Raw genomic sequence first — 23,928 nt, 5'->3', positions numbered from 1 at the left:
GTCGTTCCGCCCGGAACCGCCCGATCAGCCCAGGCGGGCGACGACCGGGCGCAGCGCGGTCACCACGTCGGGCGCGGTCACCGGCCCGCTCCGGGCCGCCTCCCGGCCGGCGAGCCCGTGCAGGTACGCGGCCGCGGCCGCGGCCCGATCGGCGGGCACACCGGCCGCCAGCAGTGAGCCCAGCAGCCCGGCCAGCACATCGCCGGTGCCGCCGGTGGCCAGTGCCGGCGAGCCGGTCGGGTTGACGTACGCCCGACCGTCAGGTGTGCCGATCACCGTGCGGTCGCCCTTGAGCAGCACCACCGCCTTCATCCAGGCGGCCAGCCGCAGCGCGGCGCCGACCCGGTCGGCGCCGGGGTCCTCACCGCAGAGTCGGGTGAACTCGCGGTCGTGCGGGGTGACCACGATCGGTGCGTCCCGACCGCGGAGCTGGTCGGCGAGCGACCCGTCCACCAGCAGGGTCAACGCGTCGGCGTCGAGCACCACGGGCACCGGGGCGGCCAGCACGGCGCGCAGCTCGGCCGCCGCGTCGGCACCGGTGCCCAGCCCCGAGCCACAGACCCAGGCCTGCACCCGACCCGCGTCGGCGACCCGCCCACTGGCGATCACCGAGGGGTGCTGGTGCAGCACCTCGGCGCGGGCGCTACCGGCGTAGCGGACCAGGCCGGTCGGTCCGGCCAGCGCACCGCCCACGGAGAGCACCGCCGCACCCGGGTAGGTCGCCGAGCCGGTCGCCACCCCCACCACGCCCCGCGTGTACTTCTCCGATGCCGGACCCAGCTCCGGCCACCAGTCGACGACGTCGGACCACTCGGTGACCCGCAGCGCCGGGGTGCCTCGCAACCAGGGCCGCAACCCGATGTCGACGAGCTCCACCTGGCCGGCCAGGGCAGCGGCCGGCCCCACCACCAGGGCGGGCTTCAACGCGCCGAACGCCACCGTCACGTCGGCGTGCACCGCGTCCGGTCGGCCGGACGGGGCCAGCGGCACGTGCCCGGTGTCCACCGCGACCCCGCTCGGCACGTCCACCGCCAGCACGGTGGCGCGGTCACTGTCACGTCCGCGCAGCTCACCGAGCCGTTGCGCCACCGCGTCCGCGCCGGCCCGCAGCCCCCCGGTGCCACCGATGCCGACGATGCCGTCGAGCACCAGGTCCACCGGGCCGGTGGGCTGGTCGACAAGCTGGCCGCCGGCCGCTCGCAGCGCGGCCAGTCCCGCCGCGTGGGCACGCCCGGGAGTGAGGAGCAGTGCGGACACCTGGACACCCCGACGGGCCAGTCGCTCCCCCGCGTACAACGCGTCGCCGCCGTTGTCGCCGGAACCCACGAGCAGCAGCACCCGGCCGCCGTAGACGCCGCCGCGTTCGGCGAGCAGCAGCGCGGCCCGGCGGGCCAGCCCGGCGGCGGCGCGCTGCATGAGCGTCCCCTCCGGCAGCGTGCCCATCAGCCCCGCCTCGGCCGCCCGCACGTCGGCCACCCGCCACACCGCTCTCATGCCACCGTCTCCCCATCCGTTCGCGGGTGGACCCGACCGGCCCGCCCGGTCGACGTCACCGTTCCGCGACCACCATCGCCGACGCGATCCCCCCGTCGTGCGACAACGAGAGATGCCAGTGGTTGACCCCGCGCGCCTCGGCCGCCGCCGCGACGGTGCCGGCGACAGCCAGCCAGGGACGGCCGTCCGGGTCGGCCCTGATCTCGCAGTCGTGCCAGCTCAGCCCACCCGGGGCACCGAGCGCCTTGGCCACCGCCTCCTTGGCGGCGAACCGGGCGGCGAGCGACTCCGGCGGGCGCGGGCCACCGGAGCGGGTGTGCCGCTCGGCGCTGGTGAAGAGTCGGTCGGCGAGCAGCGGCGTCCGTGCCAGGGCCCGGGCGAACCGGTCGACCAGGACCACGTCGATGCCGACAGCGACGATCACGATCACACCCTACCGGCGGCCGGGCCGGAGATTAGCCGTCCGGCCCGCGGTGGGCAACGCCTGTGGACAGGCCGGGGTACGACCCACCGCCCGCTGTCCACAGGGCACTCCGGTGCCCGCCACGCCCGCCTAGCGTCAGCGCGTCGATCCCGATCGTCCACGGGGGTGTGGTCATGACCGATGAGTTGTTCGCCGTCCGGCCGGAGGAGCTGCGGGCGGTCGCCGGCACGCTCGACGACGAGGCGTACCGGCTGGCGTTGGGCCTCGCGAGGGTGCCGGAGCTGCTGGTGGTCGCGCCCGAGTGGAGAGCCGGCGCGGCTCTGGCCGGGCTGGAGGCGGCCGGGCACGCCTGGTTCTGCCGGCTGGGTGCTCGGGTCGCGGCGACCTCCGGTGGAGTCCGGGCGGCGGCCGGGGCGTACGAGACGGTCGACGACCGGGCCGCCGGCCGGTTCGCCGCGCTGCCCCGGTGAGCGGCGTCGGTTACCGGCAGCTGTGGGCGGCCGATCCGGGCGGCTGGCGGACCGCCGGGGTGGCCTGGGCCGGGCTGACCGGGCCGGTCGAGAGACAGGTCGGCGAGTTGGGGGCGGCCGGCGCGCGCCTGCGCAGCGGTTGGTCCGGTGCGGCGGCCACCGCTGCGGACGCCCGGCTCGCCGGTCTCGGTGCCGAGTTGGCCTCGGTCGCACCCGCACTGATCGAGGTCGACCAGGTGCTGGCCGAGCTGGCGGGCCGGCTGACGGTCGCGAAGGCCCGGCTCGCGGCGGCGGTCGCCCAGGCGGACGCGGCCGGGCTGGTGGTGGACCGCGCGGGCGGGGTGCACGTCGATCCCACCCGGGTTCGGCCCACCGAACGGACCGGCGTGGCGGCGGCTCGGGTGGCGGCGGCCCTACGCGACGCGCTCGACACGGCCGGGGCGGCGGATCGGATCGCCGCCGACCGCCTGGACGAGCTGACCCGGGCCGCCGGCTCGGGTTGGGCGTCCCCGCCACCGCCGGGTCGGCCGGCGGCCGGTGCCGCACCGACGCTTGTTCGCGCCTGGTGGGCAGGGTTGACCCCGGCGCAGCGACGGTGGCTGATCGGGCACGAGAGTGCGCTGGTCGGCCGGTTGGACGGGGTGCCGGTCGCCGCGCGGGACCAGGCCAACCGGCTGCGGCTCGGGGTCTGGCGCGCGGAGCTGCTGGCTGAGCGGCAGCGGTTGCTGACCCGGGTGCCGCCGGGGCCGCTCACGACGCTCCGCCTGCACGGGGTGGCCGGGCGGCTGGCCGGCCTGGACGCGTTGGCCGGGCGGCTGGCGGCGGACGGGGAGCCGCGGGCGTACCTGCTGCGGCTGGACACGGCCGGTGAGGGCCGGGTGGTGCTGGCGCTCGGCGACCCGGACCAGGCCGACCGGGTGCTCACCTACGTGCCGGGGATGGGTTCCGGACTGGGCGACGCTGCCGGTGAGTTGGGCAGGGCGGCGCGGGTACTGGACCGGTGCGCCACGCTCGCCCCGGGTGAGCGCAGCGCGGCGGTGCTCTGGTTGGACTACGACGCCCCGGACTTCGTGACCGCAGCGGCGTCGGCGGGCCAGGCCAACGACGCCGGCCCGGCGCTGCACCGCTTCCAGGAGGGGCTGCGGGCCAGCCACGAGGGGCCACCGGCCCGGCAGACCGTGCTCGGGCACAGCTACGGGTCATTGGTGGTGGGGACTGCCGCGCGGGAGCACGGGCTGGCCGCCGACGCGCTGGTCTTCGTCGGCTCGCCCGGGGTCGGCGCGTCGCACGCCGCCGAGTTGGGCGTGCCACCCGGCGAGGTCTGGGCCAGCCGCGCCCCGGACGACGTGATCCGCGCTGCCCGCCCAGTCGACGAGTTCGGCCGACGCGCCCTGCTCGGCGCGGCTCCACTGGCCGCGGTGCTGGGCTGGCCCGACCGGACCGGGCACGAGCTGTGGTTCGGTCACGACCCGTCGGATCCGGGGTTCGGCGGTCGGGTCTTCGGCAGCGGGCGAGGCGGGCACGCCGGTTACTGGGACCCGGGCAATCCCGCGCTGGACGGGATGGCCCGGGTCGTGCTGGGGCGTTGAGGAGGCCTACTCGACGGTGACCGACTTGGCCAGGTTGCGGGGCTGGTCCACGTCGTGCCCACGGGCGTCGGCGATCTCGGCGGCGAGCACCTGCAACGGCACCGTGGTGACGAGCGGGGCCAGCAGCGTCGGCGTACGCGGCACGTAGATCAGGTGGTCGGCGTACCGGACGACGGCCTCGTCGCCCTCTTCGGCGATCACGATGGTCCGCGCGCCACGGGCCCGGACCTCCTGGATGTTGGAGACGACCTTGTCGTGCAGCATGCCCCGGCCGACCGGCGAGGGCACCACGCAGATCACCGGTGTGCCCTTGTCGATCAGGGCGATCGGGCCGTGCTTCAGCTCGCCGGCCGCGAAGCCCTCGGCGTGCATGTACGCCAGCTCCTTGAGCTTCAGCGCGCCCTCCAGGGCCACCGGGTAGCCGACGTGTCGGCCGATGAACAGCACGGTTGGCTCGGACTTCAACTCCCGGGCCAGCTCACGGACGGGCTCGATCCGGTCGAGCAGCTCACGCAACTTGCCCGGGATCTCCTGCAACTGCGCGACCACCGCGCCCACCTCGTCGGCGAACTTGATCCCGCGGACCTGGGCCAGGTGCAGGCCGATCAGATAGCAGGCGACGACCTGGGTGAGGAACGCCTTGGTGGACGCGACGGCGATCTCCGGCCCGCCGTGGGTGTAGAGCACCGCGTCGGACTCCCGGGGGATCGTCGAGCCGTTGGTGTTGCAGATCGCCAGCACCCGGGCCTTCTGCTCCTTGGCGTGGCGCAGCGCCATCAGGGTGTCCATCGTCTCGCCGGACTGGGAGATCACCACGATCAGCGTGGACCGGTCGAGCACCGGGTCGCGGTAGCGGAACTCGCTGGCCAGCTCCACCTCGCAGGGGATCCGCGTCCAGTGCTCGATGGCGTACTTGGCGACCATGCCGGCGTGGTACGCCGTGCCGCAGGCGACGATGAAGATCTTGTCGACGTCGCGCAGGTCCTGGTCGCTGAGGCGGACCTCGTCCAGGGCGATCTCACCGGTCTCGGTGAGCCGGCCCAGCAACGTGTCGGCGATGGCCTGCGGCTGCTCCTCGATCTCCTTGAGCATGAACCAGTCGTAGCCGCCCTTCTCGGCCGACGAGGAGTCCCAGTCGATGTGGAAGTCCTTGCCGGTGGCGGGCTGACCGTCGAAGTCGGTGATCTCGATGCTGTCGGCGGTGATCAGCACGATCTGGTCCTGGCCCAGTTCGACTGCTTCCCGGGTGTGCTCGATGAACGCGGCCACGTCGCTGGCCAGGTAGTTCTCGCCGTCGCCCCGGCCGACGACGAGCGGCGAGTTGCGTCGGGCGCCGACGACCGCGCCGGGCACCGAGGCGTCGACGGCGAGCAGCGTGAAGGCCCCTTCCAGCCGCTGGCACACCACGCGCATGCCGGCGGCGAGCAACTGCGGGCCGTCCGGCTGGCCGGCGGCACGCAGGTCGGCCAGCGCGGCGGAGAGCAGGTGCGCGGCGCACTCGGTGTCGGTGTCGCTGGCGAACTGGACGCCGTCGGCCTCCAGCTCGGCGCGCAGCTTGGCGAAGTTTTCGATGATGCCGTTGTGGATCACCGCGACCCGTCCGTCGCCGGCGACGTGCGGGTGGGCGTTGCGGTCGGTCGGGCCACCATGGGTGGCCCACCGGGTGTGCCCGATGCCGGTGGTGCCGTCACCGATCCCGATCGGGCTGGCCGCGCAGGAGGCCGGGTCCTCGGCGGCCCGCTCGGAGAGCATCTTCTCCAGGTTGGCCAGCTTGCCGGCCTTCTTCTCGGTCAGCAGCTGGTCGTCGCAGACGATTGCGACGCCCGCCGAGTCGTAGCCGCGGTATTCCAGCCGCCGCAGCCCGTCGAGGACGATGCCGAGAGCGGGGCGCGCGCCCGCGTATCCCACGATTCCACACATGGCCCGCAGCCTAACCCAGTTTCGCTCATGATGGGTGCTCGAAAGTCGGGTTATCAATCACGGAATCTGAGCGATCGGTGCCTGGGTGGCCGCAACGGGACGAGCGTCGCAGGCCGTTCGCGCCCCACCCCGGAGCGCAGGGTTGCGGCGCGCCAGCGGGTGCGAAAGTCTCTCGGCGGGTTTGGCGCTCCCGTCCACGGCCCGCTCGTTTCCTACCCACTCCCGCCCGGAGCAGCCATGACCGACGCGCCCTCGCCCGACCCGTCGCCCTCACCCGCACCCGCACCCGCACCGGAGCCGACCCCCTCCGCGCCCCCGCCGGAGCCGACGGCGTCGCCCTCCTCGGCGCCGATCCCGACCGCCGACCCGCTGGCTCCGGTTCAGCCGTGGGCGCCCCAGGCCCCATGGACACCGTCGCCGTGGCCGCCATCTCCGCCGGCCGAGCCCTGGGCGCCGGCCCCGCCCGACACCCAGTGGACACCCCAGCCGCCAGCGGCACCGTGGACGGGCCAGCCGCCCGCGGCACCGTGGACGCCCGACGCACAGACGTCTCCCTGGTCGCCGGCTCCGGCCGACGCCTCCGGCGCGCCGCCGGCCGGATCACCGCCGCCGGGGTGGCCCACGCCGGCCGGGCAGCCGCCGTACGCGGGCTGGCCGCCGCCGGGGTATCCGCCGCCGTACGCCTACCCCGGCTATCCGCAGGTCTCCGGCAAGCCGGCCTCGGGCGGACGGGTCGTCGGGATCGTCGTCGCGGTCATCGTGGCGGTCGTTCTGACCGTGTGCGGTTGCCTCTGCGCGAGTGGCCTGTGGCTCGGCCCCACCCGCCCGGACCCGATCGCCGAGGAGCCGTGGGTCACCCCCGACGACGGTTGGGCCTCACCGAGCGCCGGACCGCTCGTCCCGGAGGCCCCCGCCACCGAACGCCCCACCGTGGCGCCCACCCCCACCAAACAGCCGATCACCCGCCCCACGTCGGGGCCGGCCCCGGTGACGGTGGTCTACGAGGTCACCGGTGGGGGCACAGTGGACCTCGCGTACTTCGACGCCGAGAGTGACCTCATCCACGTCGACGGCCAGAAGCTGCCCTGGCGCACCACCATCCGCACCAACGGCAAGAGCCGGATCAGGGTGGAGGCCGACTGGGTCGATATGGGATACCACGGTCTCCTCGAATGCACCGTCACGATCAGCGGCACCGGCAAGCCGGTGGTCCTCAAGGAGCGGAGTTACGGCAGCATCTGGTGCGCGCCCGAGTGAGGCTGGGGTTCAGCCCGGGGCACCCGTAGGCTGGCGCAGGTGACGAGCACCGATTTCGACCCGCTGGTGGCCCGGATGCGGCCGTTCGGCACGACGATCTTCGCCGAGATGTCCGCCCTCGCCGTGCGGACCGGCGCGGTCAACCTCGGCCAGGGCTTCCCCGACACCGACGGCCCCCCGGAGATGCTGGCCGCCGCCGCCGAGGCGCTGCGCGGCGGGCAGAACCAGTACCCGCCCGGCCCCGGGATTCCCGCTCTGCGCGCGGCGGTCGCGGCCCACCAACTGCGGTTCCACGACCTGACGTACGACCCGGACGGCGAGATCGTCATCACCGCCGGAGCGACGGAGGCGGTCGCGGCGAGCATCCTCGCCCTCTGCGAACCGGGCGACGAGGTGATCTGCTTCGAGCCTTACTACGACTCGTACGCCGCCTCGATCGCGCTTGCCGGCGCGGTCCGGCGGCCGGTGACCCTGCGCCCCGGGGTCGAAGGCCGGTACGCCTTCGACCCGGCGGCGCTCCGCGCGGCGTTCGGCCCACGGACCCGGCTGGTGCTGCTCAACTCGCCGCACAACCCGACCGGCAAGGTCTTCACCCCGGCCGAACTGGCGCTGATCGCCGAGCTGTGCCAGGAGCACGACACGTACGCGGTCACCGACGAGGTGTACGAGCACCTGGTCTTCACCGACGCGGCACACCCGCACGTGTCACTGGCCTCCCTGCCCGGGATGTGGGAGCGCACGCTGCGCATCTCGTCGGCGGGCAAGACGTTCTCCTGCACCGGTTGGAAGGTCGGCTGGGCGAGCGGCCCGGCGGCGCTGGTCTCGGCGGTGCTGCGGGTGAAGCAGTTCCTCACCTACGTCAACGCGGCTCCGCTGCAACCGGCGGTCGCCGTGGCGCTTGCCCTGCCGGACGACTACTACACCGGCTTCCGGGACAGCCTCCAACAGCGGCGGGACCAGCTCGTCGGCGGTCTCACCGACGCCGGGTTCGAGGTGCTCGACTCGGAGGGGACATATTTCGTCACCGCCGACGTCACCGCCCTCGGCGGCCGGGACGGGGTGGAGTTCTGCCGCTCGCTGCCGGAGCGTTGCGGCGTGGTGGCCGTGCCGACGCAGGTCTTCTACGACGACGTCGAGGCGGGCCGGCGGCTGGTGCGGTTCGCGTTCTGCAAGCGTCCCGAGGTGCTGACCGAGGCGGTCAACCGGCTGCGCGCGCTGGGCCGCTGATCCGACGGCCCCGGCTGTGCCGGAGGCTGTGGAGCTGATGTCGTGAACGATTCAGCTCCACAACGTCCCACTGACCTACGACGCGGCAGGGCTGGCGGTGCGGACCAACTCGGCGATCCGCTCGGCGACGTCGCGGGCGGTCTGCTCGGTGGCGGCCTCGACCATCACCCGCACCAGCGGCTCGGTGCCCGACGGGCGCAGCAGCACCCGCCCGGTCTCACCCAGCTCCGCCTCGGCCCGCTCGACCTCGGCGCGGACGGCCGGTGCGGCGGCGCCGACGGTCCGGTCACCGACCGGCACGTTGATCAGCACCTGGGGCAGTTTGGTGACCACCGAGGCCAACTCGGCGAGGGACTGGCCGGTGGCGGCCATCCGGGCCATCAGGTGCAGGCCGGTGAGCACTCCGTCGCCGGTGGTGGCGTGCGCCGGCATGACGATGTGACCGCTCTGCTCACCGCCGAGTGCCAGCCCGGACGCGCGCAGGGCCTCCAGGACGTACCGGTCGCCGACCTTTGTCTCGATCAGCCGGATGCCCTGTGCGGACATGGCCAACCGTAGGCCGAGGTTGCTCATCACGGTCGCGACCAGGGTGTCCTGGGTGAGCGTGCCGGCATCCCGCATGGCCAGTGCGAGGATCGCCATCACCTCGTCGCCGTCGACCTCGTCGCCGTCGGCGCTGACCGCCACGATCCGGTCGGCGTCGCCGTCGTGCGCGATGCCCAGGTGGGCGCCGTGCTGGACCACAGCCTCGCGCAGCGCCTCGATGTGGTTGGAGCCGCACTCGTCGTTGATGTTCAGGCCGTTCGGCTCGGCGTGGATCGCGACGACCTCCGCGCCGGCTTCCCGGTAGGCGACCGGGGCGACCTCGGCGGCAGCGCCGTTGGCGCAGTCGACCACGACCTTGATCCCGTCCAGCCGGTGCGGCACGGCCCCGACCAGGTGCTGGACGTAGTGGTCGGCACCGTCGAGCAGGTCGTGCACCCGACCGATGCCGGCGCCGGTCGGCCGGTCCCAGGCGGTGGTGGCGTTGGCCTCCACGGCGGCCTCGATCTTCATCTCGATCTCGTCGGGCAACTTGTGCCCGCCGGCGGCGAAGAGCTTGATGCCGTTGTCGGGCATCGGGTTGTGCGACGCGGAGAGCACCACGCCGAGGTCGGCCTTGGCCTCGGCGGTGAGGAACGCCACCGCGGGGGTGGGCAGCACGCCGACCCGCACCACGTTGGCACCGGCGCTGGTCAGGCCGGCGACCACGGCGGCCTCCAGCATCTCGCCACTGGCCCGGGTGTCCCGGCCGACGACGGCCAGCGGCGGGTGGCTGCGGTCCGTCTCGGCGAGCGTGTGCGCGGCGGCCACCGCGAGCGCCAGCGCCAGTTCCGGGGTGAGATCCGCGTTTGCCCGCCCGCGTACGCCGTCCGTGCCGAACAACCGACCCATACCCGCCAACCTCCGTGGTGCGCTGCCGATGTGGAGAAAGCGAAACGGCCGGCCGCCTTCCCCGAGTCGGGGAGGCGAACCGGCCGTCCGTCAGAAGTACAACGCGCTGGAAAAGATCAGCGCTTCGAGTACTGGGGAGCCTTACGGGCCTTCTTGAGGCCGTACTTCTTGCTCTCCTTGACCCGGGCGTCCCGGGTGAGGAAGCCGGCCTTCTTCAGGGCCGGGCGGTCGTCCGGCTCGTTGATGATCAACGCGCGGGCGATGCCCAGCCGGAGCGCACCGGCCTGGCCGGTGGTGCCGCCGCCACGCAGGTTGGCGATGACGTCGAACGCCTCAAGCTTCTCGGCGGTGACCAGCGGGTCCTTGATGAGCTGCTGGTGCACCTTGCTCGGGAAGTACGCCTCGAGGTCCTGGCCGTTGCAGGTGATCTTGCCGGTGCCCGGGATGATGCGGACCCGGACGATGGCCTCCTTGCGGCGGCCCACGGTCTGGATCGGCCGGTCACCACGAGGCGCGCGGGCGACGGGCGCCGGCGCCTCGGTGGCCTCGGGGGTTTCCGGGGCGACGGCGACCTCGGTCTCGGTGATGTCGGTCATGCTGCTTCCTTCGCCCGCGCTCACTGCGCGATCTGCTTGATCTCGAACGGCACCGGCTGCTGCGCGAGGTGCGGGTGCTCGGCACCGGCGTACACCTTCAGCTTCTTGATCAGCTGACGGCCGAGCTTGTTGTGCGGGAGCATCCCCTTCACAGCCAGCTCGATGGCCCGCTCGGGGCGCTTGGTCAGCAGCTCGTCATAGCCGATCTGCTTCAGACCACCCGGGTAACCGGAGTGGCGGTAAGCAACCTTGGTCTGACGCTTGTTGCCGGTCAACGCAACCTTGCCCGCGTTCACGATGACGACAAAGTCGCCCGTGTCGACGTGCGGCGCGAAAGTCGGCTTGTGCTTACCACGCAGCAACGTGGCGGCGTGGGTGGCCAGGCGGCCCAGCACGACATCAGAGGCGTCGATGACGTGCCACTGACGCTCGATCTCACCCGGCTTCGGGCTGTACGTACGCACAGGTCTACCTTGTCTCGTCGTCGGTCTGGGGTCGCGCGCCGAGGTGACCAGATCTAGCAGGCCGGACCAGCGCGCACGAACGACCAAGCGTACCTGATAGGGCACGCCTCTGGATGTCGTACAACAGCAGGCAACGATACCCGGCGCGGTGTCCGCAGGTCAAAACGGGGGTGCCGTTCCGCACGGCGACGCGCCGGGGGTGGCCCAGCTCACACGCCGGCGAGCCGATCGGCGGCTCCCGGACGACGGTAGACCACCCAGGTGACCGCGAAGCACAGGGCGTACCAGCCGATGAAGGCCAGGTAGGCGGCGTCGGCGTTGCCGGAGCTGAGGAACGACTGGCGGAACGCGACGTTGACGAGCACCCCACCGGAGGCGCCGATCGCGCCCGCGATGCCGATCAACGCGCCGGTCATCCGCCGCGCCCAGCGGGCGGCGGCCTCCGGATCGCGGCGACCGTCGGCCACCGCGTCCGCCGCCCGGGCCCGGAAGATCGCCGGGATCATCTTGTACGTGGAGCCGTTGCCGATGCCGGAGAACACGAAGAGGGCGATGAACCCGGCCAGGTAGAGCCCGAACGAGCGCTCGCGGGCCGCGTACAGCACGATGCCCGCGCCGGCCGCCATCGCGACGAAGTTCCAGAAGGTCACCCGGGATCCGCCCAGCCGGTCGGCGAGGTGCCCGCCCAGCGGCCGGATCAGCGAGCCGACAAGAGGGCCGAGGAAGGTCAGCCAGGCGGCGTCGACCGGGGTGGGGAACCGCTCGGCGAACTGGAGCTGGAGCACCTGACCGAACGCGAAACCGAACCCGATGAACGACCCGAAGGTGCCGATGTAGAGCAGCGACATGACCCAGGTGTGCGGGTCGCGGGCCGCCTCGCGCAGCGCGCCCGGCTCGTTGCGCGCGCCGGGCACGGTGTCCAACCAGCGGGCCGCGGCCAGCGCGGCCAGCACGATCAGCGGCAGGTAGACCGCCGGGACCAACCGGGGGTACGCGGCACCGGCGGTGGCGAGGACCGCCAGCCCGACCAACTGCACAGCGGGTACGCCCAGGTTGCCGCCGCCGGCGTTGAGCCCGAGGGCCCGACCCTTGAGCCGCTGGGGGTAGAAGAGGTTGATGTTCGCCATCGAGGAGGCGAAGTTGCCGCCCCCGACGCCGGTGAGGCAGGCGAGCACCATCAGGGTGGTGTACGACACCCCGGGTTCCAGCAGCACCGTCATCGGCACCGTGGGCACCAGCAGCAGCAGGGCGCTGATGATCGTCCAGCGTCGCCCGCCGAAGCGGGCCACCGCCAGCGTGTACGGCAGCCGCAGGACCGCCCCCAGCGCCGCCGGCACGGCGGTGAGCAGGAACTTCCCGGCCGGGTCGATGCCGTACGCGGGGCCGAGGAAGAGCACCGTCACCGACCAGAGGCTCCACACCGAGAAGCCGACGTGCTCGGCGAAGATCGAGACCCAGAGGTTGCGCCGGGCGATCGGCGCGCCCGTCGCCTCCCAGAAGTCGGGGTCCTCGGGACGCCAGTCGTCGAGCCGGCGCCCACGCGCGGTGGCGGCCGGCGGCGCGGCGGTGACTGCGGTGCTGGTGAGCGTGCTCACGGCGGCTCCTTCTCGTCGGTGTGACGAGGAGAAACGCTAGGAACGCCTGGTTACCTGGCAGTGCCCGTCCTGGGTCGGCCGGGAAACGGGGATCGCACCACGGCCCGGCGGCGGTGGTGAGGTCGTACTCAGAGCTGTTGCAGGATGCGCAGCGCGCGGCCGACCCGGAGCATGGTGTCGGTGTCGGCGACGTCCACGCAGTCGGTGAACCACTTCTTCATCGGCGAGGAGATGCGGTCGGGCATGACCACGTACCGGCCCATCGACACGGCGAGCGGCGAGTCGCGCAGCAGCGACTCCTCGACCACCTCGACCACGATCACGATGGGCACGTCGGTGGAGTTGTAGACGTCCGAGCTGACCACCAGACCGAGGCGTTCCCGGGCGCCCTCGATGCGCCAGACCTCCCCCCTACGCAGCACGCGGTCGTCCGCCGGAGAGCAGGTCGTTGACCATGCCCACCTCGCGGGCGTCGGCGAGAGCGGCGGACTCCAGGTCCAGGCCGGCGCGACCCACGGCGGCGGCGTGCGCGGTGAAGACCTCGCGCAGCGCCTTCTCGCGGGCGGCCTGGTCCATCCACGCGGAGAGCGACAACCCCTCGCGCTTGGCGAACCGCCGCGCCTCCTCGATCGTCTCGTCGGTAAACGACAGAGTCACCTTGGCAGTCATGCCGCTGAGACTACCCAGCGGTATGACTGCCAGTCATCCCCGCGGCGACCGGCTCGCGTACCGGCGTCGAAACGCCCATTCCGGCGACCGTCACCGAACCCGACCACCGAACACCGCGAAGCGCCACTCCTTGAAGTAACAGTCGACGTCGACCAGGCCGGCCTCGGCGAGCCAGCGGCACTGGTCGGCCACGGTCGCCGGCCGATCGTGGCGCATCCGGCCCCGGGAGCCGGCGATTTCCTCGGGGGACGCGCCCAGTTCGGTGATCCGCTCCATCCACACCTCGTCATAGCGCCGCTCCAGCTCCGGGGTCGGCCCGGCGACCTGCTCGGCGTTGACGAACACCCCGCCCGGCGCCAGCGCGGCGGCCGCCCGCCGGTAGAGCGCCCGCTTGCCGGCGTCGTCCAGGTGGTGGATGGCCAGTGCGCTGACCACCGCGTCGTACCGGCCCGGCGGCAGTTCGTCGGACAGGTCGGCCCGCACCGACCGGTGCGGCACGGACCGGTCGCGCAGTTGCTCGGTGGCGCGGGCGAGCATCGCCGGCGCCCCGTCGACAAGGGTCAACCGGACTCCGGGCACCGCCGTGGCCAACAGCAGCGAGAGCAGGCCGGTGCCGGCGCCGAGATCCAACACCTCGGGGGTACGACCGGCCGCCAGCGCGGCGCGCAGCGGCGGCGTGGCCACCTGGACGGCGGTGCCGTAGAAGGCGTCGAAGCAGGGAATCAGCCGCCGACGCTCCTCGTCGTAGGTGCCGGCCACAGCGTCGAAGACGTCCGTCACACTCATCGCGGGGCTCCCAAACTTTGAGACAGATTTCCCACATTATAAGCGCCGTGCGCCAGACGACGACGCTGATGTCGTCAGCGATTCAGCTCCAAAGGCGTTCGGCTCACACCTCCCGCCGCACGCGAAGTCACCGCGGCTTTCGCAGCGGTGGAACCGGCGCCGCCGCGGGCGGTCCATGTGGTCGGTCTGGCAACGCCTGCGCTGCCTGGCGGGGTGGTTGACCGCGGACACGCGAGAGGCCCCCGGCGATCTCCTTGGGTTCCAGGAGCCGGGGGCCGTTCGTGCTGCATTCGTTAGCCGACGGGACCGATCGCCTTCGCCAGGTCTACGAAACCGGCCCATGCCTCCGGCCTGAAGGTCAGCGTCCCGCCGTCGCGGTCTTTGGTATCGCGGACGAGGACGGTGCCGGGGAGATTGTCGGCAACCTCGACGCAGTTACCGCCGTTGCTGCCGCTGCGGGTGCTCTTGCGCCACTGCACGCCGGTCATGTCCATGCTGCCGCCGCTTTCCTGACGAGATCGAGAGACTGTGCCCTGGGTAGAGCATCGCCAACTATGCGCGCCCACCTTCGTCCAAGGGTAGCAATTTCCGTCGATTCGTCGATGATCTGAGCTCTGACCTGGCCGTCCACATGCGCAACCTGCGCGCCGTCGGGCATCTCGGCCATGGTGAACGGCCCGCCGAGGCCGAGATACATCGGCGTGTCAGCCGGTACGACGTGCACCTGCACGTGCGGCAATGCGGCGCACGTCGCGATGTGTTCGCACTGCTCGCGCATCAGCTCGGCGCTGCGCCCGGCCCGTCGCCGTAGCACTGCCTCGTCGAGCACGGCGACGACCAGCGGCGGGCGAGGACGGTGCAGGATTGCGTGTCGCAGCATCCGCGCGGACACCCGGTCCTCGATCTCTTCAGAGGTCAGCGATTCCATGGCGAGCGTCGCCCGCGCGTACGCCTCGGTCTGAAGGAGACCGGGCACCCATGCCAGCTCGAACCACCGCAACGCGACCGCCTCGCGCTCGATGTCGATCCACGGCCGGAACCACGCTGGTTCCCGTCGGGTGAGGACGTCCGGCCAGAGGTCGCCCACCTCCCGGCCGAGCAGCCTGGCGACCTCGACCCGATGCCGGCTGCGCGGGATGCGTCCTGGATTAGCCCACCGCGCGGCAGTCTTCGGATCGACCCCGACCTGACCAGCGAGACTTTCAGCGGTCTCCCCGGCCTCGGCCATAGCCGCGATGAGTACCTGATTCATTCCTAATCCCTCCCCGACGTCCCGAACGTCCCAGAGGAATGTTGCTACGCAGTGTATGCGTCCCACAACCCTGAGAGAGGCTGCGCCGTAGACGGCGCGGCCGGTAGGGATCACGGAACCCGGCGGACGCGTTCGTATCGGGGCCGCCCTTGGCCTGCCACAGATCTTGGACAGTTTCCGTTACGCGAGAACTACGCGAGAACGGAAACTGTCCAAGATCTCCACGGGCGAGCACGAATGGGGCGGCCCCTTCCCACGTGACGACGAGGAGAGAGCGCCGTGCCGAACGAGCCGCCCGATCGGGAACTCAAGCCGAAGCCCGAATCAAGGAAGCCGCACACGGGTGACGTCCTGCACCTGACCCGCGCCGCGAGTGTTCAGTTCCTGCGCCCGATCTTCGTCCGCGTGATTCGGGTCCTCGACTGGCCGACGTACGACGGCTGGTTGTGGATTGACGGTTACGAGCTGGCCGCGAACGGCGACGCGGTCGCACGCCGGTCCCTGTTCGTGATGCTCGCGGGCCTGATCTGGCCGGACCCGCCCGCCCCGGCAGCCCGTCGTCGGCCAACCACGCGCACGCGCGTGAAGGGCGGTTCGGTGAGGGTCGGATGACCCGCCGCCCTCGCCCACACCATCCGATGCGTCCGGCGTGGCTCTGCCGTAACTGCGCCGCCCCCTGGCCGTGCGCGCCGGCTCAGCTCCACCTCGCGACCGAGTTCCACGGCCATTCGATCGCCCTGGCGTTCTATCTGGCAGCGAACATGCACGACGCGGTCGACGACCTGTACTCCCACGGCGTTCGTCCTGACCCGCGAGCACTTCACGCCCGGTTCCTGGGCTGGCTGTCCCTGACCCGCCGACCACCCCGCGCCGACGTGCGCTGACCGCGAGGTGAAGGCCGCCACCGCCGCGCCGACACCACCCATCCGCCACGTCCGCTGCCCCGGTGCGGTGTGAGCCCCACTTGACAGGACCGAAACAGAAGGGACCCGGACTGGAAACTGCCCGGCGGCACGCTTTGCCGACATGACAGACGGTGCATGGTCCGCGACTCGACCGGGGCGCACACCCCGGCAGGTGGCGACGCACTGTCCGTACTGCGCGCTTCAGTGCGGCATGGTGCTACGCGAGGACGACTCCGGGGTGACGGTCCACCCCCGCCAGTTCCCCACCAACCGTGGCGGGCTCTGCCAGAAGGGTTGGACCGCCGCCGAACTGCTCGACCACCCGGAGCGGCTGACCACTCCCCTGGTGCGCGACCCCGCCACCGGCGCGCTGGTGCCAGCGAGCTGGGACGTCGCCCTCGATCGGATCGTCGACGGCATCCGCGCCGTTCAGGACGACGCCGGCCGGGACGCGGTTGCCGTCTTCGGCGGCGGCGGCCTGACCAACGAGAAGGCGTACGCGCTGGGAAAGTTCGCCCGGATCGGGCTCCGCACCCGACACATCGACTACAACGGACGGTTCTGCATGTCCTCGGCGGCCGCCGCCGGGATGCGTGCCTTCGGCATCGACCGAGGGTTGCCGTTCCCCCTCTCCGACCTGGGCCGTGCCGACACGCTGCTGCTGGTCGGCGCGAACCCGGCGGAGACGATGCCGCCGCTGGTGCGTTGGCTCACCGAGCAACGCGGCAACGGAGGTCAGCTGATCGTCGTCGACCCCCGGGTCACCGCCACCGCCCGTCAGGCCGACCTGCACCTGCAACCACTGCCCGGCACCGACCTCGCGGTGGCCAACGCACTGCTGCACATCGCGCTCACCGAGGGTTGGGTCGACCGGGCGTACGTGGCCGACCGCACCTCCGGGTTCGAGGCGGTCCGCCGCAGCGTCGCCGCCTGGTGGCCGGCCCGCGCGGAGCAGCTTTCCGGAGTGCCGGTGGCAGACCTGGAGGCGACCGCCCGCGCGCTCGGCACCGGCGGTCGGGTGATCATCCTTACCGCTCGTGGCGCCGAGCAGCACGCCAAGGGCGTGGACACGGTCACGGCGTACGTCAATCTCGCCCTCGCCCTGGGCCTGCCCGGCCGCGACGGTTCGGGGTACGGCTGCCTCACCGGCCAGGGCAACGGCCAGGGCGGGCGGGAGCACGGGCAGAAGGCCGACCAACTCCCCGGCTACCGGCGGATCGACGACCCCGTGGCCCGCGAGCACGTGGCCGGTGTCTGGGGGGTGCCGGCCGACGAGTTGCCCGGCCCGGGTGTGCCGGCCTACCAACTGCTCGACTCACTCGGCACACCGGGCGGCCCCCGGGCGCTGCTGGTGTTCGGCTCGAACCCGGTGATCTCCGCCCCCCGGGCGGCGCGGATCGAGAGCCGGCTGCGCGACCTCGACCTGCTGGTCGTCGCCGACCTCCTGCTCTCCGAGACGGCCGCACTGGCGGACGTGGTGCTGCCCACGGCGCAGTGGGCCGAGGAGGACGGCACCATGACCAACCTGGAGGGTCGGGTGCTGCGCCGGCGCGCGCTCCGCCCGCCCCCGGCGGACGTCCGGACCGACCTGGCCATCATCTCCGCCCTCGCGGCGAGGCTGGCCGCCGCCGAGGCGCCCGTCACCATTGCGGCCGGCACCGTCACCACCGGCGCGGTCGGCACCGAACCAGCGGGAGTCGAGCCGGATACCTCGCTACCCAGTGCCCGTGCGGCGGCGCGGTTCCCGGCCGACCCGGCCGCCGTGTTCGCCGAGTTGCGCCGCGCCTCGGCCGGTGGGGCCGCCGACTACGCCGGCATCAGCTGGGCCCGGATCGACGCCGCCGACGGCGTCTACTGGCCCTGCCCGACCGAGGACGGGCCGGACACCCCGCGGCTCTTCGCCGACCGGTTCGCCACCCCGGACGGCCGAGCCCGGTTCCACCCCGTCGACCACCGGCCCGCCGCCGAGGAGGTCAGCGCCGCGTACCCGCTGCATTTCACCACCGGCCGGGTGCTGGCCCAGTACCAGTCCGGCACCCAGACCCGTCGGGTGGCCGCGCTACGCCGGGCTGCCGGCGAGGCATTCGTCGAGCTGCACCCCGACCTGGCCGCCCGGCTCGGCGTCGACGACGGAGACCCGGTGCGGGTCACTTCACGCCGGGGTGAGTTGTGCGCACCGGCCCGACTCAGCGCCGGGATCCGACCGGACACGGTGTTCGCCCCGTTCCACTACGCCGGGGCCGGGCGGGCCAACTCGGTGACGAACGACGCGGTGGACCCGATCTCCGGGATGCCCGAGTTCAAGATCTGCGCGGTCCGGGTGGAGAAGGCATGACCGCCCGGGTGGTCATCGTCGGCAACGGGATGGCGGGTGCTCGCCTCGCCGGCGAGCTGCACGCCCGGGAGGGCGACCGGAAGGTCACCGTGCTCGGGGCGGAGCCACACCGGGCGTACAACCGGATCATGCTCTCCACCCTGCTGGCCGGCCGGGTCGACGAGCCGGACGTGGAACTGACCGAGGCCGCCGGGCACGGCATCGACCTGCGCACCGGCGTACCGGTGACCGGGGTCGACCGGTCCGCCCGGGAGGTCCACACCGCCGACGGCGAACGCATCGGCTACGACCACCTGGTGCTGGCCACCGGGGCGCGGGCGGTGGTGCCGCCACTGCCCGGCCTCGACCCGGCCGACCTGCCGGAGCGGGTGGTCCCCTTCCGGACCCTGGACGACTGTCGACGGATCCTCGCCGCGGCGGACGGGGCGCGCAGCGCGCTGGTGCTCGGCGGTGGCCTGCTCGGGTTGGAGGCCGCCCGCGGCCTGGCCGCCCGAGGGCTCACCACCACCGTGGTGCACCCACGCGGGCACCTGATGGAACGGCAGCTCGACCCGGCGGCCGGCGCGGTGCTCGCCGGCACGCTCGCCGCTCTCGGCGTCACCAGCCACCTGGCGGTGCCGGCGATCGGCGTGGCCACGGATGCCACCGGCGTACGCCTCGACCTGGCCGACGGCCAGACGCTGCACGCCGACCTGCTGGTGCTCTCCTGCGGCGTGCGCCCGGACACCGCCCTCGCGCAGGCGGCCGGGCTGAGCGTCGGCCGTGGCGTGATCGTGGACGACCGCCTCCGCACCAGCGACCGGACCATCTCGGCGATCGGCGACTGCGCCGAACACGACGGCGTGCTCACCGGGCTGGTCGCCCCCGCCTGGGCCCAGGCCCGGGTGCTCGCCGACGTGCTGACCGGGACGGACCCGCTGGCCCGGTACCGGCCCCGGCCGGTGGTGACCCGGCTCAAGGCCGCCGGGATCGACCTGGCCTCGATGGGTGACCCGGTGGGCGGTGGGCCGGGTGAGGAGCTGACCTTCACCGACCCGAGCCGGGGCACGTACGCCCGGTTGCGGATCAGGGACGAGCGACTGGTCGGCGCGATCCTGCTCGGCGACAACCCGGCCGTCGGCACGGTGATCCAGCTCTTCGACCGCGGCCACCCGGTGCCCACCGACCGGCGGGCGCTCCTGCTGGGGCGGGCACTCGGCACGGTTGCCGCGGCGCCGGCCGCGTCACCGGCACTGATGCCGGACGGGGTCACGGTCTGTCAGTGCAACTCGGTGAGCAAGGGCGCTCTGGTGCGCAGTTGGCGCTCCGGGGCCCGAACTGTCGACGCGGTGGTGGCCGCGACCCGGGCCGGCACCGGCTGCGGCGGTTGCCGCGACGCGGTGGGCGGCATCGTCGATTGGCTGAGCCAAGCGGAATCGGTGGAGGTGACGCGATGAACGGCGGCGAACTGGTCGTCATCGGCAACGGCATGGTCGGGCAGCGTTTCGTCGACGCGCTGCGCGCCCGCGACCCGCAGGGGCGCTGGCGGGTGACCGTGCTGGCCGAGGAGGGGCGTCCGGCGTACGACCGGGTGCGGCTCTCGGCGTACTTCGACGGGGTGAGCGAGGACGAGCTCAACGTGCACACCCCGCACGAGGGGGTGCGGCTGCGCCTCGGTGAGCCGGCCACCGCCCTCGACCGGGAGCGGCAGGTGGTGACCACCGCCGTGGGCGAGTACCACTACGACGCGCTGGTGCTGGCCACCGGGTCGTACCCGTTCGTGCCGCCGGTGCCCGGCGCCGACCTGCCCGGCGTCTTCGTCTACCGCACCCTGGACGATCTGGCGGCGATCCGGGAGTACGCGCGGGGCCGGCGGGTCGGCGCGGTGATCGGCGGTGGGCTGCTCGGTCTGGAGGCGGCGAACGCCCTGCGGCTGCTCGGCCTGAGCACCGACGTGGTCGAGTTCGCGCCCCGGCTGATGCCGGTGCAGGTGGACCAGGCCGGCGGTGCGATGCTCCGCCGCTACGTCGACGACCTCGGCGTCCGTACCCATCTCGGGGTGGCCACCACGGCGATCCGGTCCGGCCCGGACGGCGCGGTCGCCGCCCTGGAACTGTCCGACGGCAACGCGGTCGACGCCGAGCTGGTGGTGGTGGCCGCCGGCATCCGGCCCCGCGACGAGCTGGCCCGGACGGCCGGTCTGCCGGTGGGTCCGCGCGGTGGGGTGCTTGTCGACGAGACGTGCCGCAGCGCCGACGAGCGGATCTGGGCGGTCGGTGAGTGCGCGGCTGTCGACGGCACCTGCCACGGCCTGGTCGCACCCGGGTACGCGACGGCCGAGGTGGTGGCCGACCGGCTGGTCGGTGGCGCGGCGACGTTCCCGGGCGCGGACACCGCCACGAAACTCAAGCTGCTCGGCGTCGACGTGGCCTCGTTCGGTGACGCGCACGGCACGACCCCGGGCTGCCTGGACGTCACGTTCACCGACCCGGCCACCCGCGTCTACGCGAAGCTGGTCCTCTCCGATGACGCGCACACCCTGCTCGGTGGGGTGCTGGTCGGCGATGCCAGCGCATACCCGACGCTGCGGGCCAGCGTGGGTGGTCCGCTGCCGGCCGCGCCCCTGGCGTTGCTCGCGCCGGAGGGCGGCGGTGCGGACGCCGGCGCGTTGCCCGCCACCGCCCAGGTGTGCTCCTGCAACGCGGTGACGCGTGGCGACGTGGACGCCGCCATCGCCGACGGCTGCGCGGACGTGCCGGCGTTGAAGGCGTGCACCAGGGCTGGCACCAGTTGCGGCTCCTGCGTGCCGATGCTCAAGCAACTCCTGGACGCGGCCGGGGTGGTGCAGTCCACCGCGCTCTGCGAGCACTTCGACGTCAGCCGGCGGGAGCTGTTCGAGATCGTCCGCGTACGCGGCATCCGCACCTTCTCCCAGCTCATCGCCGAGCACGGCCGGGGGCGCGGCTGCGACATCTGCAAGCCGGTGGTGGCGTCGATCCTCGCGTCGCTGGGCAGCGGGCACGTGCTCGACGGTGAGCAGGCGTCGTTGCAGGACACCAACGACCACTTCCTGGCCAACCTGCAACGCGACGGCAGCTACTCGGTGGTGCCCCGGATCCCGGGCGGTGAGATCACCCCGGAGAAGCTGATCGTGATCGGTGAGGTGGCCCGGGACTTCCGGCTCTACACGAAGATCACCGGTGGGCAGCGGATCGACCTGTTCGGGGCGCGGGTGGAGCAGTTGCCGCAGATCTGGCAGCGGCTGGTGGACGCGGGCTTCGAGTCCGGCCACGCGTACGGCAAGGCGCTGCGAACGGTGAAGTCCTGCGTGGGCGAGACCTGGTGCCGGTACGGGGTGCAGGACTCGGTGGGGTTGGCCGTGGCGCTGGAGTTGCGCTATCGGGGCCTGCGCGCACCCCACAAGATCAAGTCAGCGGTCTCCGGTTGTGCCCGCGAGTGCGCCGAGGCCCGCAGCAAGGACTTCGGCATCATCGCCACCGAGACCGGCTGGAACCTCTACGTCGGCGGCAACGGCGGCTTCCGGCCCCGGCACGCCGACCTGTTCGCCACCGACCTGTCGACGGAAGCGCTGATCACGCTGATCGACAGGTTCCTCATCTACTACATCCGCACCGCCGACCGACTGCAACGCACCGCCGGCTGGATCGAGGCGATGGACGGCGGCCTCGACCACCTCCGCTCGGTGATCGTGGACGACTCACTGGGTCTCTCCGCCGACCTGGACGCGGCGATGGCCCGGCACGTGTCGTCGTACTCCGACGAGTGGCGCGACGTGCTGAACGACCCGGATCGGCTGCGCCGCTACACCTCGTTCGTCAACGCTCCGGACGTGCCCGACCCGTCGATCACCTTCGCGCTGGAACGCGGCCAGCCGGTACCCGTACGCGACCATCCCCCGACCGGATCCGAGCCGACGAACGGTCGCCGTCGGCAACCGGTCACCCTCGGCCTACCGGAGGTACGGCGATGACCCAGACCATCACGCGGATGTGGACCACCGTCTGCCTCCTCGACCGGTTGGAACCGGACCGGGGCGTCGCCGCCCTGGTCGACGGCGTGCAGGTCGCCCTCTTCCGGACCACGGACGGGCTGTTCGCGATCGACAACCGCGATCCGGTCTCCGGGGCGTACGTGCTGTCGCGGGGCATCGTGGGCAGCCGCGGCGGGGTGCCGACGGTCGCCTCGCCGCTGCACAAGCAGGTGTACGACCTGCGCAGCGGGCAGTGCCTCGACCTGCCGGGGGTGGCCGTGGGCCGGCACGACGCACGCTGCCGCGACGGGCTGGTCGAGGTGCGGCTGAGACAGGAGGGTTGATGCGCGAAGAACTGGCGGGCTTCACCATCGGGGTGACCGCCGACCGGCGGCGCGACGAGTTGGCGGCGCTGCTCGAGCGGCGGGGCGCCCGGGTGGTGCTCGCCCCTGCGCTGCGGATCGTGCCGCTGTCCGACGACACCGAGCTGCGCGAGGCGACCCGCGCCTGCCTCAACCAGCCGCCGGACATCCTGATGGCCAACACCGGCATCGGCATGCGCGGGTGGCTGGAGGCGGCCGAGGGCTGGGGGCTGGCCGAGCCGCTGCGCTCGGTGCTGGCCAGCTCGTACGTGGTGGCCCGCGGCCCGAAGGCACGCGGCGCGATTCGTGCGGCCGGGCTGCACGACCAGTGGTCGCCGGCCTCGGAGAGCTGCGACGAGGTCGTCGACCACCTGCGCCGGCGCGGTGTGGCCGGGCAGGTGATCGCCATGCAGCTGCACGGTGAGCGGCAGCCCGACTGCACGCTCGCGCTGGAGGCGGCCGGCGCCACGGTGATCGAGGTGCCGGTCTACCGGTGGGCGCCGCCGACCGATCCGGCACCGCTGCACCGGTTGATCGACCTGATCACCGGCCGGTTGGTGGACGCGGTGACCTTCACCTCGGCACCCGCGGTGGAGGCCCTCCTCCGTGCGGCCGGGGACCGTAGCGACGCGGTCTTGTCCGCGTTGCGCGGTGACGTCCTCGCCAGCTGCGTTGGCGCGGTGACCGCCGAGCCGCTGCTGCGCCACGGCGTGCCGGTGAGCGCGCCGGGCCGGGCCCGGCTGGGCGCGCTGGTGCGGACCATCGTCGACGAGCTGCCCCGCAGGACCATGACGTTCAAGGCCGGCGGTCACCTGCTCACGCTGCGCGGGCACGCCGCCGTGATCGACGGCGAGTTGCGGCCGCTCGCCCCCGCCCCGATGGCGGTGTTGCGGGCGCTCGCCCAGTCTCCCGGCCGGGTGCTGTCCCGCACGGCACTGCTGCGGACGCTGCCCCGGGGCGCGGACGAGCACGCGGTGGAGATGGCGGTGGCCCGCCTCCGGGCCGGCCTACGCGCGCCGCGCGTGGTGCAGACCATCGTGAAGCGCGGCTACCGGCTCCGGGTCGACTAGGGCGTGTGTCAAAGCCCCTGGCCGGCCTGCGGCGTGCCCAGACGACGACCGGCCGCGTTGGAGATTGGCCCGGATACAACACCGGTATCCGGGCCAATCTCCGCCTTGC

Annotated in this window: 23 protein-coding genes; 11 read left to right on the top strand and 12 right to left on the bottom strand. The window is 72.9% G+C overall.

Translation table 11 applies throughout. The annotated features are described in order from the left end of the window. Positions 1-24: 24 nt before the first annotated feature. A complete protein-coding gene (locus AB0C25_RS35095) occupies positions 25-1,494 on the bottom strand; it encodes an NAD(P)H-hydrate dehydratase (protein ID WP_357379283.1) in 1,470 nt (489 codons plus the stop codon). Between the two features lie 55 nt (positions 1,495-1,549). Beyond that, a complete protein-coding gene (locus AB0C25_RS35090; protein ID WP_357379281.1) occupies positions 1,550-1,918 on the bottom strand; it encodes a holo-ACP synthase in 369 nt (122 codons plus the stop codon). A 173-nt stretch (positions 1,919-2,091) separates the two neighbouring features. On the opposite strand from AB0C25_RS35090, the gene AB0C25_RS35085 reads away from it, so the two are divergent. Next, positions 2,092-2,388: a hypothetical protein gene (locus AB0C25_RS35085; protein ID WP_357379279.1), complete on the top strand. Its 297-nt coding sequence runs from the start codon at positions 2,092-2,094 to the stop codon at positions 2,386-2,388. Further along, entirely contained in the window at positions 2,385-3,977 is a 1,593-nt protein-coding gene (locus AB0C25_RS35080; RefSeq protein ID WP_357379277.1) for an alpha/beta hydrolase, read from the top strand. Before AB0C25_RS35085 ends, AB0C25_RS35080 begins: the two co-directional genes overlap by 4 nt. Before the next feature lie 6 nt (positions 3,978-3,983). Here AB0C25_RS35080 and glmS read toward each other — a convergent pair whose 3' ends face one another. Next, on the bottom strand, positions 3,984-5,897 hold the full coding sequence (gene glmS, locus AB0C25_RS35075) for a glutamine--fructose-6-phosphate transaminase (isomerizing) (RefSeq protein WP_357379275.1): 1,914 nt from the start codon (positions 5,895-5,897) through the stop codon (positions 3,984-3,986). A 237-nt stretch (positions 5,898-6,134) separates the two neighbouring features. Between glmS and AB0C25_RS35070 the strand changes: the two genes are divergently transcribed. Together AB0C25_RS35070 and AB0C25_RS35065 are read left to right on the top strand one after the other, a co-directional pair. After that, positions 6,135-7,154, top strand: coding sequence for an MmpS family transport accessory protein (locus AB0C25_RS35070; RefSeq protein ID WP_357379273.1), 1,020 nt, complete (start codon positions 6,135-6,137; stop codon positions 7,152-7,154). A gap of 39 nt (positions 7,155-7,193) precedes the next feature. Beyond that, positions 7,194-8,381 carry a pyridoxal phosphate-dependent aminotransferase gene (locus AB0C25_RS35065; protein ID WP_357379271.1) on the top strand — a complete coding sequence of 396 codons (1,188 nt, stop codon included), beginning with the start codon at positions 7,194-7,196 and terminating at the stop codon, positions 8,379-8,381. Between the two features lie 75 nt (positions 8,382-8,456). On the opposite strand, the gene glmM is transcribed toward AB0C25_RS35065, so the two are convergent. From glmM to AB0C25_RS35020, 9 genes are all read right to left on the bottom strand, one after another. Next, on the bottom strand, positions 8,457-9,815 hold the full coding sequence (glmM, locus tag AB0C25_RS35060) for a phosphoglucosamine mutase (protein WP_357379269.1): 1,359 nt from the start codon (positions 9,813-9,815) through the stop codon (positions 8,457-8,459). Positions 9,816-9,931: 116 nt separating this feature from the next. Continuing rightward, the gene (gene rpsI / locus AB0C25_RS35055) at positions 9,932-10,411 is read right to left on the bottom strand and encodes a 30S ribosomal protein S9 (RefSeq protein WP_357379267.1); all 480 of its coding nucleotides are present in this window, start codon (positions 10,409-10,411) and stop codon (positions 9,932-9,934) included. 20 nt (positions 10,412-10,431) lie between these two features. Beyond that, on the bottom strand, positions 10,432-10,875 hold the full coding sequence (gene rplM, locus AB0C25_RS35050; protein ID WP_053653864.1) for a 50S ribosomal protein L13: 444 nt from the start codon (positions 10,873-10,875) through the stop codon (positions 10,432-10,434). Between the two features lie 209 nt (positions 10,876-11,084). Further along, positions 11,085-12,470: a nitrate/nitrite transporter gene (locus AB0C25_RS35045; protein ID WP_357379265.1), complete on the bottom strand. Its 1,386-nt coding sequence runs from the start codon at positions 12,468-12,470 to the stop codon at positions 11,085-11,087. A 128-nt stretch (positions 12,471-12,598) separates the two neighbouring features. Beyond that, positions 12,599-12,892 carry a hypothetical protein gene (locus tag AB0C25_RS35040; protein ID WP_238644740.1) on the bottom strand — a complete coding sequence of 98 codons (294 nt, stop codon included), beginning with the start codon at positions 12,890-12,892 and terminating at the stop codon, positions 12,599-12,601. Beyond that, on the bottom strand, positions 12,882-13,139 hold the full coding sequence (locus AB0C25_RS35035; RefSeq protein WP_088950199.1) for a DUF6364 family protein: 258 nt from the start codon (positions 13,137-13,139) through the stop codon (positions 12,882-12,884). The genes AB0C25_RS35040 and AB0C25_RS35035 overlap by 11 nt, the downstream gene beginning before the upstream one ends. Before the next feature lie 90 nt (positions 13,140-13,229). Then, positions 13,230-13,925, bottom strand: coding sequence for a class I SAM-dependent methyltransferase (locus tag AB0C25_RS35030; RefSeq protein ID WP_357253512.1), 696 nt, complete (start codon positions 13,923-13,925; stop codon positions 13,230-13,232). A gap of 293 nt (positions 13,926-14,218) precedes the next feature. Then, on the bottom strand, positions 14,219-14,413 hold the full coding sequence (locus AB0C25_RS35025) for a DUF397 domain-containing protein (protein ID WP_357379322.1): 195 nt from the start codon (positions 14,411-14,413) through the stop codon (positions 14,219-14,221). Then, a complete protein-coding gene (locus tag AB0C25_RS35020; protein WP_357379263.1) occupies positions 14,410-15,177 on the bottom strand; it encodes a DUF5753 domain-containing protein in 768 nt (255 codons plus the stop codon). The genes AB0C25_RS35025 and AB0C25_RS35020 overlap by 4 nt, the downstream gene beginning before the upstream one ends. A 279-nt stretch (positions 15,178-15,456) precedes the next feature. Here AB0C25_RS35020 and AB0C25_RS35015 point away from each other — a divergent pair, with 279 nt between their 5' ends. The 7 genes from AB0C25_RS35015 (at position 15,457) to AB0C25_RS34985 (ending at position 23,819) form a co-directional block, all read left to right on the top strand. Continuing rightward, positions 15,457-15,789 carry a hypothetical protein gene (locus AB0C25_RS35015; protein ID WP_357379261.1) on the top strand — a complete coding sequence of 111 codons (333 nt, stop codon included), beginning with the start codon at positions 15,457-15,459 and terminating at the stop codon, positions 15,787-15,789. Positions 15,790-15,815: 26 nt separating this feature from the next. After that, entirely contained in the window at positions 15,816-16,061 is a 246-nt protein-coding gene (locus AB0C25_RS35010; protein ID WP_357379259.1) for a hypothetical protein, read from the top strand. A 142-nt stretch (positions 16,062-16,203) separates the two neighbouring features. Beyond that, on the top strand, positions 16,204-18,417 hold the full coding sequence (locus AB0C25_RS35005; RefSeq protein ID WP_357379257.1) for a molybdopterin oxidoreductase family protein: 2,214 nt from the start codon (positions 16,204-16,206) through the stop codon (positions 18,415-18,417). Further along, the gene (locus tag AB0C25_RS35000) at positions 18,414-19,853 is read left to right on the top strand and encodes an FAD-dependent oxidoreductase (protein WP_357379255.1); all 1,440 of its coding nucleotides are present in this window, start codon (positions 18,414-18,416) and stop codon (positions 19,851-19,853) included. Before AB0C25_RS35005 ends, AB0C25_RS35000 begins: the two co-directional genes overlap by 4 nt. Beyond that, the gene (gene nirB / locus AB0C25_RS34995) at positions 19,850-22,387 is read left to right on the top strand and encodes a nitrite reductase large subunit NirB (RefSeq protein ID WP_357379252.1); all 2,538 of its coding nucleotides are present in this window, start codon (positions 19,850-19,852) and stop codon (positions 22,385-22,387) included. The genes AB0C25_RS35000 and nirB overlap by 4 nt, the downstream gene beginning before the upstream one ends. After that, a complete protein-coding gene (nirD, locus tag AB0C25_RS34990) occupies positions 22,384-22,731 on the top strand; it encodes a nitrite reductase small subunit NirD (RefSeq protein ID WP_357379250.1) in 348 nt (115 codons plus the stop codon). Before nirB ends, nirD begins: the two co-directional genes overlap by 4 nt. Then, a complete protein-coding gene (locus tag AB0C25_RS34985) occupies positions 22,731-23,819 on the top strand; it encodes a uroporphyrinogen-III synthase (protein WP_357379248.1) in 1,089 nt (362 codons plus the stop codon). The genes nirD and AB0C25_RS34985 overlap by 1 nt, the downstream gene beginning before the upstream one ends. Positions 23,820-23,928: the final 109 nt, after the last annotated feature.

It is taken from the genome of Micromonospora sp. NPDC048839 (assembly GCF_040649915.1).
Taxonomy (GTDB): Bacteria; Actinomycetota; Actinomycetes; order Mycobacteriales; family Micromonosporaceae; genus Micromonospora.
The sequence above is the reverse complement of the archived record's forward strand: the minus strand, read 5'-3'. Positions and strand labels throughout refer to the sequence as shown.